The 14,888-nt window shown below is 67.1% G+C and carries 12 protein-coding genes, 1 tRNA gene and 1 pseudogene; 3 read left to right on the top strand and 11 right to left on the bottom strand.

The annotated features are described in order from the left end of the window. Window positions 1–274: 274 nt before the first annotated feature. From OMP39_RS01545 to OMP39_RS01520, 6 genes are read right to left on the bottom strand one after another with little or no spacing between them, the layout of a single operon-like run. Complete coding sequence (locus tag OMP39_RS01545; RefSeq protein WP_264893062.1) at window positions 275–2,632, bottom strand: heavy metal translocating P-type ATPase; 2,358 nt, start codon at window positions 2,630–2,632, stop codon at window positions 275–277. Between the two features lie 4 nt (window positions 2,633–2,636). Continuing rightward, window positions 2,637–2,882: a DUF2933 domain-containing protein gene (locus OMP39_RS01540; protein ID WP_062196592.1), complete on the bottom strand. Its 246-nt coding sequence runs from the start codon at window positions 2,880–2,882 to the stop codon at window positions 2,637–2,639. A gap of 19 nt (window positions 2,883–2,901) precedes the next feature. Then, the gene (locus tag OMP39_RS01535; RefSeq protein WP_133598516.1) at window positions 2,902–3,384 is read right to left on the bottom strand and encodes a DUF411 domain-containing protein; all 483 of its coding nucleotides are present in this window, start codon (window positions 3,382–3,384) and stop codon (window positions 2,902–2,904) included. A 24-nt stretch (window positions 3,385–3,408) separates the two neighbouring features. Next, window positions 3,409–3,921 carry a cupredoxin domain-containing protein gene (locus tag OMP39_RS01530; RefSeq protein ID WP_264894606.1) on the bottom strand — a complete coding sequence of 171 codons (513 nt, stop codon included), beginning with the start codon at window positions 3,919–3,921 and terminating at the stop codon, window positions 3,409–3,411. A 56-nt stretch (window positions 3,922–3,977) separates the two neighbouring features. Then, a complete protein-coding gene (locus tag OMP39_RS01525; protein ID WP_264893061.1) occupies window positions 3,978–4,895 on the bottom strand; it encodes a copper resistance protein B in 918 nt (305 codons plus the stop codon). Between the two features lie 23 nt (window positions 4,896–4,918). Continuing rightward, complete coding sequence (locus OMP39_RS01520) at window positions 4,919–6,778, bottom strand: copper resistance system multicopper oxidase (protein WP_264893060.1); 1,860 nt, start codon at window positions 6,776–6,778, stop codon at window positions 4,919–4,921. 175 nt (window positions 6,779–6,953) lie between these two features. Here OMP39_RS01520 and OMP39_RS01515 point away from each other — a divergent pair, with 175 nt between their 5' ends. From OMP39_RS01515 to OMP39_RS01505, 3 genes and pseudogenes are all read left to right on the top strand, one after another. After that, window positions 6,954–7,637 carry a heavy metal response regulator transcription factor gene (locus tag OMP39_RS01515; RefSeq protein ID WP_264893059.1) on the top strand — a complete coding sequence of 228 codons (684 nt, stop codon included), beginning with the start codon at window positions 6,954–6,956 and terminating at the stop codon, window positions 7,635–7,637. Beyond that, window positions 7,638–9,020 (top strand): heavy metal sensor histidine kinase, encoded by a 1,383-nt coding sequence (locus OMP39_RS01510; protein WP_104302218.1) that lies wholly within the window; start codon window positions 7,638–7,640, stop codon window positions 9,018–9,020. An 87-nt stretch (window positions 9,021–9,107) separates the two neighbouring features. After that, window positions 9,108–9,434, top strand: a pseudogene (locus OMP39_RS01505) (transposase); the annotation flags it as partial. Window positions 9,435–9,723: 289 nt separating this feature from the next. On the opposite strand, the gene OMP39_RS01500 reads toward OMP39_RS01505, so the two are convergent. The 5 genes from OMP39_RS01500 to rsmB all read right to left on the bottom strand — a co-directional run bounded on the left by OMP39_RS01500 (window position 9,724) and on the right by rsmB (window position 14,830). Next, window positions 9,724–9,799 (bottom strand) — tRNA-Phe (locus OMP39_RS01500). 19 nt (window positions 9,800–9,818) lie between these two features. Then, on the bottom strand, window positions 9,819–10,529 hold the full coding sequence (locus tag OMP39_RS01495; RefSeq protein ID WP_264893058.1) for a response regulator: 711 nt from the start codon (window positions 10,527–10,529) through the stop codon (window positions 9,819–9,821). A 4-nt stretch (window positions 10,530–10,533) separates the two neighbouring features. After that, window positions 10,534–12,816, bottom strand: a complete 2,283-nt coding sequence (locus tag OMP39_RS01490; protein ID WP_264893057.1) for a sensor histidine kinase — start codon at window positions 12,814–12,816, stop codon at window positions 10,534–10,536. A 7-nt stretch (window positions 12,817–12,823) separates the two neighbouring features. Continuing rightward, window positions 12,824–13,351: a DUF4390 domain-containing protein gene (locus OMP39_RS01485; protein WP_264893056.1), complete on the bottom strand. Its 528-nt coding sequence runs from the start codon at window positions 13,349–13,351 to the stop codon at window positions 12,824–12,826. A gap of 120 nt (window positions 13,352–13,471) precedes the next feature. Then, window positions 13,472–14,830 (bottom strand): 16S rRNA (cytosine(967)-C(5))-methyltransferase RsmB, encoded by a 1,359-nt coding sequence (gene rsmB, locus OMP39_RS01480; protein ID WP_264893055.1) that lies wholly within the window; start codon window positions 14,828–14,830, stop codon window positions 13,472–13,474. Between the last annotated feature and the right edge of the window lie 58 nt (window positions 14,831–14,888).

Here is a 14,888-nt window from a genome sequence, read left to right as displayed (position 1 = left end):
TGGCCCGGAACCCCGCGCGGTGTCGGGGAACCCGGAAACGAAAACGCCCAACCGGCGAGGGTTGGGCGTGGAAGGATGGTGGTGCAGACGCGACCGGAATCCAACCCACTCTCTCAACGATTGAGCAATCCCGGGCCCTCAGTGCCGTGGTCGAGAGCATTCCAGGCCTCGATAGGGATCAGGTGTCCAACGTCGGGTGGCAACCGATACGACAGACCCAGCGATCTGGGAGTGCAACCAGCACCCACCACGGCACGCGCGACGATCCTCGTGTTCAGACAAGACGGACGCCGCGCAAACGCAGCGCATTGCCGATCACCGATGCGGAGCTGAGACTCATCGCCAGGGCGGCGATCAACGGTGAAAGCAGCCAACCGGTGAGCGGATACAGCACGCCGGCCGCAATGGGAATGCCCAGTGCGTTGTAGAGAAAGGCGAACATCAGGTTCTGCTTCATGTTGCGGACCGTGGCCACTGACAAGGCGCGCGCCACCGCAATACCGCGCAGGTCACCCTTGACGAGCGTGATCTGTGCGCTGTTCATCGCCACGTCGGTGCCGGTGCCCATGGCGATACCGACGTCGGCCTTTGCCAAGGCCGGGGCATCATTGATGCCGTCACCAGCCATCGCAACGATACGCCCCTCGCGCTGCAGCCGCTCCACCAGTTGCAGTTTGTCGGCGGGCTTGACCTCGCCATGCACCTCATCGATGCCCAAGCGCGCCGCCACGGCCTTGGCCGTGGTCAGACCGTCGCCCGTGGCCATGACGACGCGCAAGCCCTCCGCGCGCAGCGACGCCAGCGCTTGCGGTGTGGTCTTCTTCACCGGGTCGGCGACGGCCAGGACTGCGGCGAGCGCGTGATCGACGGCCAGATACATGACGCTGGCCCCCTCGGTGCGCAGCGCCTCCGCCCGCTCGGCCAATGGCCGCACGTCCACACCGAGCTGTTCCATCAGCGCGGTGTTGCCCAGTGCCACGGCATGTCCATCGACGCGCCCGCGCACGCCGATGCCTGAGTGCGAGTCGAACTCCTCGGCGCGTGAGAGCACCAGGCCCTGCTCGCGCGCGGCCGTGACGATGGCTTCGGCCAACGGGTGCTCGCTGCCCTGGTCGAGGCTGGCAGCCAGTCGCAAGGCCTCGTCGGCGGTGAAGCCTTCGGCTGCGATCGTCGTCTGATAGCGCGGCCGGCCCTCGGTCAATGTGCCGGTCTTGTCGACGATCAGGGTATCGACCTGGCGCATTTTCTCGATCGCGGCGGCATCGCGAAACAGCACCCCCTGCGTAGCCCCTCGCCCGGTCGCCACCATGATCGACATGGGCGTGGCCAAGCCCAGCGCGCAGGGGCAGGCGATGATCAGCACAGCCACGGCGTTGATGAGGCCAAAAACCCAGCGCGGTTCCGGCCCGAACAGGCCCCAGGCAAAAAAGGTCAGCACGGCGATGGACACCGTCGCGACCACGAAATAGCCCGCCACGACATCGGCCATGCGCTGCATCGGCGCCTTGGACCGCTGCGCCTGCGCCACCATTTGCACGATCTGGGACAGCATGGTCGCCGCGCCGACACGTTCGGCGACCATGACGAGCGCGCCACTGGTATTGAGTGTCGCGCCGATGACCTTGTCGCCTGCCTGCTTGGTCACGGGCAGGGGCTCGCCCGTCAGCATCGATTCGTCCACGGCGCTGCGGCCCTCGAGGACGGTGCCATCGACCGGAACCTTTTCGCCGGGTCGAATGCGCAGCCGATCGCCGACATGGATGTGCGTCAGGGGCACGTCCTCTTCCGTGCCATCGTCGCGAAGGCGCCGGGCGGTCTTGGGGGTCAGTCCGAGCAAGGACTTGATGGCGGCCGAGGTCTGCGAACGCGCCTTGAGTTCCAGTACCTGCCCCAGCAGGGTCAGGGAAATGATCACCGCCGCCGCCTCGAAGTACACCGCGACCCGTCCCATGGACACGAACGAGTCCGGGAACAGTTGTGGGGCCACGGTCGCCGCCACGCTGTAGACGAACGCCGCCCCGGTGCCCAGCCCGATCAGGGTCCACATGTTCGGGCTGCGATGGACCACGGACTGCCAGCCGCGCACGAAGAACGGCCGACCCGCCCACAGGACGATGGGCAGGGACAGAACGAGTTCGATCCAGGTCTGTGTGCGCGCCTCGAACCAATGCAACTGGTGGCCGAACATGGCAAGCACAGTGACCATGACGGTCAGCGGCAGGGTGTACCAGAAGCGGCGCTGGAAATCGCGCAGCTCGGGACTCTCTTCTTCTTGGAGATCGGGCAGCACCGGCTCCAGCGCCATGCCGCACTTCGGACAATGACCGGGGTGATCCTGCCGGATCTCGGGGTGCATGGGGCAGGTGTAGATGGTTCCTGCGGCCAGCGCCGGCGCTTCGACAGGCGAAGGCGCGTGGCCGCTGTGGGCATAGCGCGCCGGTTCGGCGACGAACTTCGCCCGGCACCGGGCGCTGCAGAAATAAAAGCGCCGGCCTGCGTGTTCGACGTGGTGCTCGGACTGCGCGGTCACGTCCATGCCGCAGACAGGGTCCTTCAGACCTTCGGCCCGCTGCTGTGCGCTCGGGTGGTCGTGGGTGTGTCGGCGGTGGTCGTGCGCAGATCGCAGGTCCATGGCTTCAGGCCTCTTTGTCGGGGCGGTTGTCGGGCAGTGCGCCATGCCTGCCGTGGCCATGCAGCAGGTGCATCAGCGGGCACGCTAGCAGCAACAGGTACACCCAATTGCCTGCGACATGGCTCCAGTGCTCGCGCAGCAGGTAGAAGCCGCCGATGAGGGCCACCATCAGCAACGCGATCCTGACACGCCGGCTCAGGCCGGACGAGCCACGCGTGTCGGGGTGGTGATCATGATGCGTCGCGCTCATCGCCGGGTGAGGGGTTTCTTCATGGATGGGAACTGAACACTTGTGCCGACCCGTCTTTCCCAACCAGCAAGACCTGGTAGGCATCACGTCGGCCGCCATACACCGGCCCGTCCATGCCGGGTGAACCAATGGGCATGCCCGGCACCGCCAAGCCCAGGGCTTGGGGCTTTTCCTTGAGCAGCCGCTGGATGTCCGTGGCGGGTACGTGGCCTTCGATCACATAGCCCTGGATCAGGGCCGTATGGCAGGAACCGAATTTCTGCGGCATCCCGAGGCGAGCGCGGGCCGCGCCGTTGCCCTGGTCGACGGCATTCACGCGGAATCCGCTTTTCTCCAGGTGGGCAATCCAGTCCTTGCAACACCCACAGTTCGGGTCCTTCCACACCTGCACGGCAAGCGTCTGCGGTGCGGCGGCTGGTGCCAGGGAGGGAAGACTCAGCGCAAGCACCGCCAGCAGCAGCCTGCGCCGCCGGGGGAACGGTTGATCACCGGTTTGGTGCATGACAAGGACTCCCGGTGATGCTGCTTACTCGACGACGATCTTGCCCGCCATGCCCGCTTCCATATGGCCGGGGACGAGGCAAGCGAAGTCCACCGTGCCGGGCTGATCGAACAGCCAGACCAGCCCGCCGCGCTGGCCGGGCTGCAGCGTCACCATGTTCGGCTCGGCATGCTGCATCTGCGGCATCTTGCGCATCATCTCAGCGTGTTCTTTGAGCTCCTGCAAGGAGCCGACCACCATTTCATGCGGCACCTTGCCCGCGTTTTTGACAAAGAAGCGGATCGTCTCGCCCTTTTTGACCGTGATGGTGGCGGGCGTGAACCGCATCGTGTCGTCCATGACCACCTCGATGGTGCGGTCGACCTTGGCGGGATCGCCTGGCTTGCCGACGTTGGAGTGTGATGCGCCACCGTGCATCGAACCGTGCATGCCTTGCATGTCGTGCCCGGCCATGCCATGGCCGCCCTGATGATTGCCGGCGGCCAGCGCCAACACAGGCAACGCGCTCAGCGCCAAAACGCTCAAGGTTTTCTTCATCATTGGATGCTCCTGATGGGATTCGTGAATGAGATCGTGGTTGTGCGTGGGCGCTGCTAGAACCACAGGCGCACGCCCGCCACATACCGCGTTTGCCGGGTGCGCTGCCCTTCGGCGCGCGCAAAATCCGCCGTCTGTCCAAACTTGCCCGCCCATTCGACGCCGACATAGGGCGCGAACTGGCGCGAGAACTCGTAACGCAGGCGCAGGCCTGCCGCCGCATCGGCCAGCCCACTTCCCAGGCCACGCGCTTCATCGCGCCGGCCATACAGATTGACTTCCATGCGGGGCTGCAGAATCAGGCGCTGGGTGAGCAGGAGCTCGTACTCGCCCGACAGGCGCAGTGCCGTGCGTCCCGCGCCGCCGACGTAGGCCGTGGCATCGACGTCGAACCAGTACGGGGCGAGCCCTTGGATGCCCACAGCGAGCCAAGTCCGGTCAGGGCCGGCGCCGCTGTCCTGCCGCACCCCGAGTTGGGTGTCCCAGAACGGAGCCACCGCGTGGCCCCAAAGGACCTCGGTGCGTGCCTCCTCCAGTTTGCCGTCGGCGACGTCCCCTTCGGCCTTGAGGACCAGGCGGTCGTAGGTGCCGCCGAACCAGGCTTGCGCCTCATAGGCGGTGGCGTTGCCGTCCTTCGTGTCGACGCGCTCCAGGCGATCGAGGAGCACGCTGCCAAACGCATGTTCATCGGACAGCCGCAGTTGCCGTGGCCCAGGAAATGCGTACGGGCCCGACTCCAAGGTCAAGCCATTGGCATACGCGTGCGGATCGCGGGCATCGGCGGGGGCGGCTCCGCCTTGCATGCGCATGCTGCCGTGGTCCATGGTGGCGTTCGCGGACGATGGGGCGCGCGTTGGGGCGGCAGCCGCGCCCGAGTGCGCGGCATGGGCGCCGCCTTCCGTCGGTGTTTGCGCCCAGACGGGCGCCGCACCGAGCAGCACCAGCGCCGCCGTGAAGAGAGAGCAGGGTTTCATGGCGAATCTACTTGGGATGAGTTTCATGACACGACCACCACACGGAACATGCCCATGTCCATGTGCAACATCAGGTGGCAGTGCCAGGCCCAACGCCCCAGGGCGTCGGCGGTCACGAGGAAGCTGACGCGCTGCGCGGGCTGCACCGGGATGGTGTGGCGACGCACCAGGAACTGCCCGTCGGGTGTTTCCACCTCGCTCCACAGCCCATGCAAATGCATCGGGTGGGTCATCATCGTGTCGTTGTGCAGGATGATGCGCACCCGCTCGCCATACTTCAGATGCACCGGCGTGCTCTTGCCGAACTCGAGGCCGTCGAGCGACCAGGTATAGCGCTCCATGTTGCCGGTGAGGTGCAGCTCGATCTCGCGCTCGGCCCCGCGAGGATCGAGAGGGCCGCCGATCGTTTTGAGGTCGGCCAGCGTCAGCACGCGCCGGCCGTTGTTGCGCAGGCCAATGCCCGGATCGTCAAGATTGGTGCGCGGCATGTCCACCCGCATATCCGTGCTTGGGCCGTATTCCGTGCGTGCGTGACGGACCGTGGCGCTGGGCTTGGCCATCGCGCCGCCTGTCATGCCATGCATCGCGTGCTGGCCGTGATCCATGGCCATCGCGCCATGGTTCATGCCGGACATGTCGTGCTTCATGCCCGGCATGTCGTGGCCCATCGCGCCGTGGTCCATCGCGCCCATGGCCGAGCCGCCATGCCCCATCGCGCCGTGGTCCATCGCGCCCATCATGTCGGCCATGGTGAGCCATTCGACGGGATCGAGAGCAGGCACGGCGGCGTTCAAGCCCTCGCGCACCGCGAGCGTGCCGCGGGCGAAGCCGGTTCGATCCATCGATTGCGCGAAGATCGTGTAGGCGTCCTCTCGGGGCGTGACGATCACGTCGTAGGTCTCGCCCGGCCCGAAGCGGAACTCATCGACGGTGACGGGCTCGACGTTCTGCCCGTCGCTTTGCACCACCGTCATCTTGAGCCCCGGGATGCGCACGTCGTAGAAGGTGTTGGCCGCGCCGTTGATGAACCGCAGACGCACGCGCTCGCCCGGCCGGAACAGGCCAGTCCAATTGCCGGCAGGGGTGACGCCGTTCATCAGGTAGGTCAATGTCGCCCCCGAGAGATCGGCCAGGTCGGTCGGGTTCATCCGCATGTGGTTCCACATCGCACGTTTGTCCAGTGCGCGGGAGAGCCCCATGTCGGCCACGTCACGGAAAAAATCGATCGCCGTCGGCTGATTGAAGTTGTAGTAGTCGCTTTGCGCCTTGAGCTTGGCGAGCACCCGCATGGGGTCTTCGTCGGTCCAGTCGGACAGCAGCACGACATGGTCGCGGTCGGCGCGGATGGGGTCTGCCTCACGCGGCTCGACGATCAAGGCCCCGTACATGCCGGTCTGCTCCTGCGTGCCGGAGTGCGAGTGATACCAGTAGGTGCCGGTTTGTTCGAGGCGAAACTGGTAGGTGAAGGTTTCGCCAGGGGCGATGCCCGGGAAACTGACCCCAGGCACCCCGTCCATCTGGTAGGGCAGGATGATCCCGTGCCAGTGGATCGAGGTGGCCTCGCGCAGGCGGTTGGTGACGCGGATGGTGACCGTGTCGCCTTCCCGAAGTTTGAGCGTTGGCGCCGGGATGGAGCCGTTGATGGTGGTCGCCATCCTTGGCCTGCCGGTGAAGTTGACCGGCGACTCGGCAACCACCAGGTCGATGTTCGTGCCGCTGAGCACGGGCGCCGCACCCGTGCGCGTGTCGGCCAGCCCCTGCGCCGCAGCACGCACCCAGGGTGACAGGCCGACCATCACGCCGCCGGCGACCAAGCCGCGCACGAAGCGCCGCCGCGAGGGCACGGACGGCCATGGTGAATGAAACGGTCTCAAAGGGGGCATGGGATCCTCGCGGAGAGTTTCTGCAGTGAGTTTCTAATTCGGCGGATGAGTGCTGGGATGCTAGGGGCGCACCGCTGTCAGGAAGCTGTCTGAACGATTACATGTTTGTCATCAATGCGTCAGGTGCGCTAAAAATCGTCACACTGGCGTTTATCGGATACGGCCGAGCATCCGCATGAAGATATTGATGGTCGAAGATGAACCCAAAACGGGCGACTACCTGCGACAAGGCTTGAGCGAAGCGGGTTTCGTGGTCGATCTGGCGCAAGACGGCGCCGATGGTCTGCACCTGGCCTTGCAGGGCGAGTACGACCTGGTCATCCTGGATGTGATGCTGCCCGGCCTCGACGGCTGGCAGGTACTGCAGTCCTTGCGCCATCGCGGCCTGCAGATGCCGGTGCTGTTCCTGACCGCACGCGATCAGGTGGAAGACCGGGTCAAAGGCCTTGAACTCGGTGCGGACGACTATCTGGTCAAGCCTTTCTCCTTTGCCGAATTGCTGGCCCGCGTGCGCACGATCCTGCGCCGGGGGCGCAGTGGCAACGAGAGCACCGTGCTGCGCGTGGCCGATCTCGAACTGGACCTGCTGCGCCGACGCGTTTCACGCGGCGGGCGACGAATCAGCCTGACGGCCAAAGAGTTCGGCTTGCTGGAACTGCTGATGCGCCGTCATGGCGAGGTTCTGCCCCGCTCGCTGATCGCCTCGCAGGTCTGGGACATGAATTTCGACAGCGATACCAATGTGATCGAGGTGGCCATCCGGCGCTTGCGCGCGAAGATTGATGAGGGTCATGAGGTCAAGCTGATCCACACCGTACGTGGCATGGGTTACGTATTGGAAGCACCGGAGGAGCGCTGAATGTTTCGCTCCCTGTCACTGACGACCCGGCTCACCCTCTTCTTTACGTTGGCGGCTGGGGCTGTGGTGTTTGGATTGGCCTTGTTGGTCATCGCTGCATCCGAGCGGCATTTCATCGAGCTGGATCACATGGCGCTGCAGGACAAGCAGCACCTGATCGAGGATATTTTGGCGCGATCCAATTCGACCGAGGACGCCAAGTGGCTGCTGCGTGAGGCATTGAGCCACCATCACGGGCTGTACGTCAGCGTCCACGATTCGAAAGGTGAAACGCTCTTCCAGTCCGAAGGATTTCGCCTCCCGCGCGAACTGTCACCGGCGGATGAAGGCAACGGCAACGACGCGCTGATCCATTGGGCCGACGCAGGGCAGGCGTTTCGCGGGATGCGTGTCCGGGTTATTCCAGCCTATGACGCAACGACGCGGCTGGACATCCTCGTTGCCATGGACACGGCGCATCACACACGGTTCATGCTGGAGTTGCGGCGCACCCTGATGACCTATGCCGTCGTGACGATCGTCATCTGTGGCTTGCTGAGCTGGTTTGCCGCGTACAAGGGGCTGGCGCCATTGCGTGCCATGAAATCCAGAGCCACCACGCTCACGAGCCAGCGGCTGCACCAGCGCATGCCCGTCGAGGCGGTACCCATCGAAATGGCCGATCTGGCTCACGAACTCAACAAGATGCTGGACCGGCTGGAAGACGCGTTCACGCGACTGTCGGAGTTCTCGTCGAATCTGGCGCATGAGCTGCGCACCCCCCTGAGCAACCTGCTGACCCAGACCCAGGTCGCGTTGGCTACCCGGCGCGATGCCGATACCTACCGGGAGATCCTGGCTTCCAATGCCGAGGAACTGCAGCGTCTGGGCCGCATGGTGTCCGATATGCTGTTCCTGGCCAAGGCCGAACGCGGGATGATGCTGCCGAACCGGGAACGTTTCTCGGCAGCCGAGGAAACGCACGCCCTGATTGAGTTCTATGAGGCGGTCGCCGATGAGAAGGGCGTCAGACTGGCTCAGCGTGGTGAGGGCGAGATCGTCGGTGATCGCTTGATGTTCCGCCGTGCCCTGAGCAATCTGCTTTCGAACGCGCTGCGCCACACGCCGCCACATGGCGAGGTCACGATCGAGATCAGCCAGTCTTCCCAAGCCACCCGGGTGAGCGTCGAGAACACCGGCGAGGACATCGAGCCGAAGATCTTGCCGCGCCTGTTCGATCGCTTTTACCGGGCCGACCCATCGCGGTCACATCCGGAAACCGACGGCGCAGGGCTGGGATTGGCGATTACCCGCGCCATTATGCAAACCCATGGAGGATCGATCAGCGTGACGTCCGCGCAGGGCAGGACCCGGTTCTGCCTGGAGTTCCCAGGCGGAACCTGATGAGGTGAAGCAGTTGGGGCGAGCCAGCCCAAGTGCCTTTGGGGCACTTCTCGAAACCTCCCTAACCGTTGTCGCCAGTGAGCCGGCATGATGTCGCCCATGATCACCCCGCGCATCAAGCCCTCGTCTTTCTGGCGTCACCAGCCTGGCGCTGACCTGTTCGTGCAGGACCAGCGCCAAGCCAAGCTCGGCGGCTTCATTGCCAACCTGGCAGCAATGGACGAACTGATCGACTTCGCGGCCATTGCCGCCCGGGTCGACACCGCCTGCCCTCGCGCTGACCGTAGCAAAGGCGGGCGCCCGCCGTACCCCACCGAGGTGATGGTGCGGCTGCTGTTCATCCAGTCGCTGTACAACCTCAGCGACGAGGACTGCGAGTACCAGGTGCTGGACCGCATGAGCTTCCAGCAATGGCCCCGATCGCTGTTGAACCGACCGGGCTGACACCCGAGCAAGCGCCATGGGCAACTGCTCTGCGTGACGCAGGTGTAAGTCACGGTGGCGCAAGGCCGCTTGCGTGCGCTTGCGCCAAGAAGTTGGCGCAGGTTTCGAGAGAAGAGAGGGCGGAGCAGAGTCGAACCTGCCCCATTCAGGCGCCCCCGGCAGTGGGGCGCGGCGCAGGCAGAATGGCCCGGAACCCCGCGCGGCGTCGGGGAACCCGGAAACGAAAACGCCCAACCGGAGAGGGTTGGGCGCTGAATGGTGGTGGCCTAGGGCGGAATCGAACCACCGACACAAGGATTTTCAGTCCTCTGCTCTACCAACTGAGCTACCAGGCCAGCGAAGACTCACAGTATATCAGTTTCCGTGGCTGCGTTTGTTGCGCGTGAGGTCCACCCCCAGCTGCTTGAGCTTGCGGTACAGGTGCGTGCGCTCGAGGCCCGTCTTCTCGGCCACGCGGGTCATGCTTCCGTTTTCCTTGGCGAGGTGGAACTCGAAGTAGGCCTTCTCGAAGGCGTCGCGTGCTTCTCGCAGCGGGCGGTCGAGCACGAACACTTGCTCGGCCTGCGGGCCATTGCCCTGGGCGGGTGCCAGCGCAGCCCCCCCGGCGCCGTGCGCCGGCACGCCGTCGGCGGCGACCGGGCGGCCGGCCAGGTGGTTGGGGGTCGCAGGCGCGAGCGGCGATGCAGACGGCCGCGCCGGCGTCTGGCGCGACAAGGCCTGCTCCACCGCACGCAGCAGCTTCTGCAGCGTGATCGGCTTTTCGAGGAAGGCCATCGCGCCGAACTTGGTGGCTTCCACCGCGGTGTCGATGGTGCCGTGGCCCGACATCATGATGACCGGCATCGTCAGCTGGCCACTGGCACCCCACTCCTTGAGCAGCGTGATGCCGTCCACGTCGGGCATCCAGATGTCGAGCAGCACGAGATCCGGGCGGCTGCGCTCGCGAAAGGCCCGGGCCTGCGCGGCATTTTCGGCCAGCTCCACGGTGTGGCCTTCGTCGGTGAGGATCTCCGACAGCAGGGCGCGGATGCCGAGCTCGTCGTCAACAACAAGTATGGTGGCCATGCAGTCAACTTCCTGCTCCGGCAACCGTGGAGGCGCCGTCTGGGCACGCAGGGCTGGATGGAGCGAACGTCGAAAATGATAGCGAAACTTGCGCCCCGCCCGCCGCGACGCCCGGCGGGGCCTCGGGCGGCGCCGGCAGGTTCTTGAGGCGGATGCGTGCGCCGTGTTCGTCGGCGATCTTCTTGACCACCGCAAGCCCCAGGCCGGTGCCCTTGCTCTTGGTCGTCACGTAGGGCTCGAACGCACGCGCCAGCACGCCCTCGGCGAAGCCGGGCCCGTTGTCCGCCACCACGAGGCGCACCGCGCGCAGGCCCCCGTCCTCGGCGCGCGAGGCTTCGGTCCACAGGCGCACGCGGCCATCGGGGCGCTCGGCCACCGCATCGAGCGCGTTCTGCAGCAGGTTGTGCACCACTTGGCGCAACTGCGTGGCATCGCCCATGATGCGCGGCAGGCCGGGCTCGCATTCCACCTTGAGGCGCCCGGCTTCGATCGCCGCGCCGTACAGGCCGATCACCTCGTTGACGAGGGCATTGAGGTCCAACGGCGCCAGCTTGGCCGCGGGCAGGCGCGCGTAGTCGCGAAACTCGTTGACGAGCTGCTTCATCGCGCCCACCTGGTTGACGATGGTGGCGACCGACCGGGCGAGCATTTGCTGGTCCGGCCCTTCGAGCTTGGACTCGAGCTTGTGCTGCAGCCGCTCGGCGGACAGCTGGATGGGCGTGAGCGGGTTCTTGATCTCGTGCGCGAGACGCCGCGCCACTTCGGCCCACGCGACGGACCGCTGCGCGGAGACGACCTCGGTGATGTCGTCGAAGACCAGCAGCCGCGCCTGCTGCGGCAGCCAGGCACCGCGCACGAGCAGGGTGATGGGTCCGCGCCCCGCCGGCGCATCGGGGGGCGGTTGCAGGTCCATGGACTGCTGCCAGTGGTCGCGCTCGGCGGCCTCGCTGCCGGCTGCGTGCATGTCGAACAACCGCTGCACCTCGCCGGCGAAGGCCTCCAGGCCCGGCACCTCGGCGAGCGTGCGGCCGAGGCAGGCTCCGAGCGGCAGCCGCAGGATGCGCGTCGCCCCCGGATTGACGGTCTCGATGCGTCCGGCGGGGTCGAGCACGATGACGCCGGCGGTGAGGTTGTCGAGGATGGTCTGCAAGTTCGTCTTGGCCGCCTCCAGCTCGCTCAGGCTGCGCTGCACGAGCGCGCGGGCGTCCGACAGCTGTTGCGTCATGTCGGCGAACGAGCGGGTCAGGCCTCCCAGCTCGTCGCGCGAGGCGAACACCTGTTTCGGCGTGAGGTCGCCCTGCGCCACCTGCCGCACGCCCTCGGCCAGCAGCAGCAGCGGCCGCGCGAGCTGGTTGCCGAGGATGACGGCCAGCAGCACCGCCCCGAACACCGCGAGGAACAGGGTCAGCGTGAGGGTGCCGATGTACATCGTGCGCAGCCCCTCGCGGGCCAGAGCACGCTGCTGGTACTCGCGATACGCGTTCTGCACGGCGATCGCGTTGGCGGCCAGCGTCGAAGGCAGCAGCTGCGTCACCTGCAGATAGCGGTCCTCGGCGGCCAGGCTGAACGAAGACGAGGGCACGTGCGCGAGCACACGGATGCGCGGCTGCACCGCCTCGCCGTCGAGCCCTTCGAGCTGCGAGACCACGCGCTGCGTGCGCGCTTCTCGCAGGCGCTGAGACGTGGGGCGCTCGGGGGTGAGCGCCTCGCGCGCGATCCCCACCGCCGCGATGGGCGCCCCGTTCGGTCCCAGCAGGGCCACGTCCTGGGCGGAGAGCTGGTCGCGGATGCGCTCGAGCGCCAACGCGAGCGCCGCATCGCGGTTCTCGGCGGCGAGCCGCTCGGCCGCACTGCGCGTCTTGACCGACAGGTCGTTGACGAGCGTGTCGAGGGTCACCCTCCCGAGGTTGAGGCCGGCGTCCAGGGCGCCTTCGACGCGCACGTCGAACCAGCTCTCGATGCTGCGGGAGACGAACTGATACGAGACGGTGTAGATGATGAGACCCGGGAGCACGCCGACCATCGCGAAGATGCCGGCGAGCTTGGCGAGCAACCGGCTGCCGAACTTGCGCCGTCGCATGCGCACCGCCAGGCGCACGCCGGCAATCGAGATCACCAGCGCAAGGAAGGTGGCGATGGCCACGTTCAGGCCGAGCAGCCAGCCGTAGTACTGCTCGTAGAGCTGCCGATTGTTGGTGGACAGGGCCAGCAAGAACATCAACACCAGCCCCGCGCCGGACAGTGCGACCAGCGAGATGATCCAGGCCCAACGGGTGGCTTTGCTCACGGCGGGCTCACTGTAAGTCCTGCACGATCACCGTGCTCTCGGCCGACAGGTCCCAGTCGGCCTGTCCCTCGATGCCGATCTGCAGGGGCCGGGGCAGCTGCGAGGTGTCGAGCCGGTAGCGCACCTCGATGTAGTAGCGCTCGCCGGGATCGAACTGGCCGATGTCGGCGATGCGCCAGCGCGAGACGCTGCGCACCGCCGCAAGCGCCTCGGACAGCGACTCGTAGTGCTGGTTGAGGCTGCCGAAGGTGACACGGTAGCGCCGCGTCAAGGGCTGGTACGCCAGGCGCCAGGTCCGCGTGGCGCGGGCGATGCGCTCGTCTCGCCAGTACCAGCGGGGCCGGTAGGTGGTGGCCTCCGCGGCGAAATGCAGCGGCACGCCGCGCAGCAGCGCGTCTTCGACCGCCTTGGGCAGCACGAACTCGGCCTGGAAGCCCAACACCACGGACTCCTCGCTGCGGCCCACCTCGACGTCTCGCAACTGGATGCTGGCCGCCAGGGCCGCGCCGCTCCACACACACCAGCATGCGAGCAAAAACGCGCGGACGAGGCGCCCGACGGCCCGCAGGCCCATCGGTGAAGCGCCCGGCCGCGCCCTTGCGAGCACGGGCCGAACAGCAGCGATCACCCGGTGTTCGCAAAGCACGGTGCAGATTCAGCCGTTGTGTTTCTGGAGCAGGGCGTAATAGAAGCCGTCCGCGCGGAAGCCCTGCACGTCGGCCGCCGGGGCTGCGGCGCCCTGCGACCCCCCTGGTTCCGTCTGATTGTGCGGCATCGGAAGCAGGTGGCCGGGCGCCGGCAGGCGGCGGGCCTGGGATTGCCGTTGCAAAAAAGCGTCGATCTGCTCCTCGCCTTCGGCACGGAAGACGGAGCAGGTGCAGTACAGCAGCCGGCCGCCCGGGGCCAGCACAGGCCACAGCCGGTCGAGCAGTTCGGCCTGCAGCCGCACGAGCGCCTCCACGTCGGACGCGCGCCGCAGCCATCGCACGTCGGGGTGCCGGCGCACGATGCCCGAGGCGCTGCACGGCGCATCGAGCAGGATCGCGTCGAACGGACGACCGCCCGAGTAGGCGGCCGTCTCGCGGGCATCGGCAGCGCACAGGGTGGCATGCAGGCCCAGCCGACCGAGGGTGTCCTGCACGCGGGCCAGGCGGTCCGGGTCCACGTCGAGCGCCACCACGTCGAGCTCGGCCAGCTCGAGCAAGTGGGCCGTCTTGCCCCCGGGCGCGGCGCAGGCGTCGAGCACCCGGGCACCGGGCGCGAGCCACGGCCGGTCCACGGGAGCTTGCATCCCGAGCAGCAGCGGCGCGGCCAGCTGCGCAGCCGTGTCCTGCACCGAGAGCTCGCCTTCGGCGAAGCCGGGGATCTCGTGGACGGGCCGAGGGGGATCGACCACCACGCCCCAGGGCCCCGCGGGCCAGGCGCTGAGCCCCGCTTCGCGCAGGCGCTCCAGCGCGCGCGCCTGGGTGGTGCGCCGAAGGTTGACCCGCAGCGCGAGCGGGGCGCGCGTGTTGTCGAAGGCGAGCAGGTCCTGCCAGTGCTCGGGCCAGTCGGCGCGCAACCGCTCGATCCACCACTGGGGGTGGTCCCACTGCGACAGGGGCTGCGCCCGGACCTGGGCACGCAAGGCCTCGCGCTCGCGCAGAAAGCGCCTGAGCACCGCGTTGACGAAGGCGCCGGAGCGGCGGTCGCGTGCCTTGGCGGCCTCGACCGCCTGGTCCACCAAGGTGTGGTCCGGGTAGGGCGCGCCGCCGCTGCGCTCGAGCAACGACAGCGCGGTGAGCAGCAGCGCGTCCGTCCACGGCGCCGGCGCGCGCGGCACGAGCCGGCGGCGCAGGCACTCGGCATGGCCGAGCCGGCGCATGGCGTCGAAGGCGAGTGCTTGCGTGCCGGGACGCGCGCCCGCCGGGCAGGCCCGCAGGGCGTCGTTGAGCGAGCGGCCGGCGCGCACGGCCTGCACGGCGTCGGCGGTGTGCGCGAGCAGTCGCGCCAGAGGAATCGAGGGGGGGTTCACGGGCGAGAGTCTAGGGCCTCCGCCCGCGCGGGCCTGCCGGGCCCCTCGCATGCGCACG

This window comes from Schlegelella aquatica (assembly GCF_026013905.1).
Classification (GTDB): Bacteria; Pseudomonadota; Gammaproteobacteria; order Burkholderiales; family Burkholderiaceae_C; genus Caldimonas; species Caldimonas aquatica.
This window is presented reverse-complemented; position numbering and strand designations above follow the sequence as displayed.

Bases quoted from the DNA above. Each gene is read 5' to 3' on its own strand.
- OMP39_RS01520 (WP_264893060.1), bottom strand. From the start codon at position 6,778: ATGCCCCCTTTGAGACCGTTTCATTCACCATGGCCGTCCGTGCCCTCG.
- OMP39_RS01525 (WP_264893061.1), bottom strand. From the start codon at position 4,895: ATGAAACCCTGCTCTCTCTTCACGGCGGCGCTGGTGCTGCTCGGTGCG.
- OMP39_RS01545 (WP_264893062.1), bottom strand. From the start codon at position 2,632: ATGGACCTGCGATCTGCGCACGACCACCGCCGACACACCCACGACCAC.
- OMP39_RS01495 (WP_264893058.1), bottom strand. From the start codon at position 10,529: ATGGCCACCATACTTGTTGTTGACGACGAGCTCGGCATCCGCGCCCTG.
- OMP39_RS01535 (WP_133598516.1), bottom strand. From the start codon at position 3,384: ATGCACCAAACCGGTGATCAACCGTTCCCCCGGCGGCGCAGGCTGCTG.
- OMP39_RS01510 (WP_104302218.1), top strand. From the start codon at position 7,638: ATGTTTCGCTCCCTGTCACTGACGACCCGGCTCACCCTCTTCTTTACG.
- OMP39_RS01540 (WP_062196592.1), bottom strand. From the start codon at position 2,882: ATGAGCGCGACGCATCATGATCACCACCCCGACACGCGTGGCTCGTCC.
- OMP39_RS01515 (WP_264893059.1), top strand. From the start codon at position 6,954: ATGAAGATATTGATGGTCGAAGATGAACCCAAAACGGGCGACTACCTG.
- OMP39_RS01530 (WP_264894606.1), bottom strand. From the start codon at position 3,921: ATGAAGAAAACCTTGAGCGTTTTGGCGCTGAGCGCGTTGCCTGTGTTG.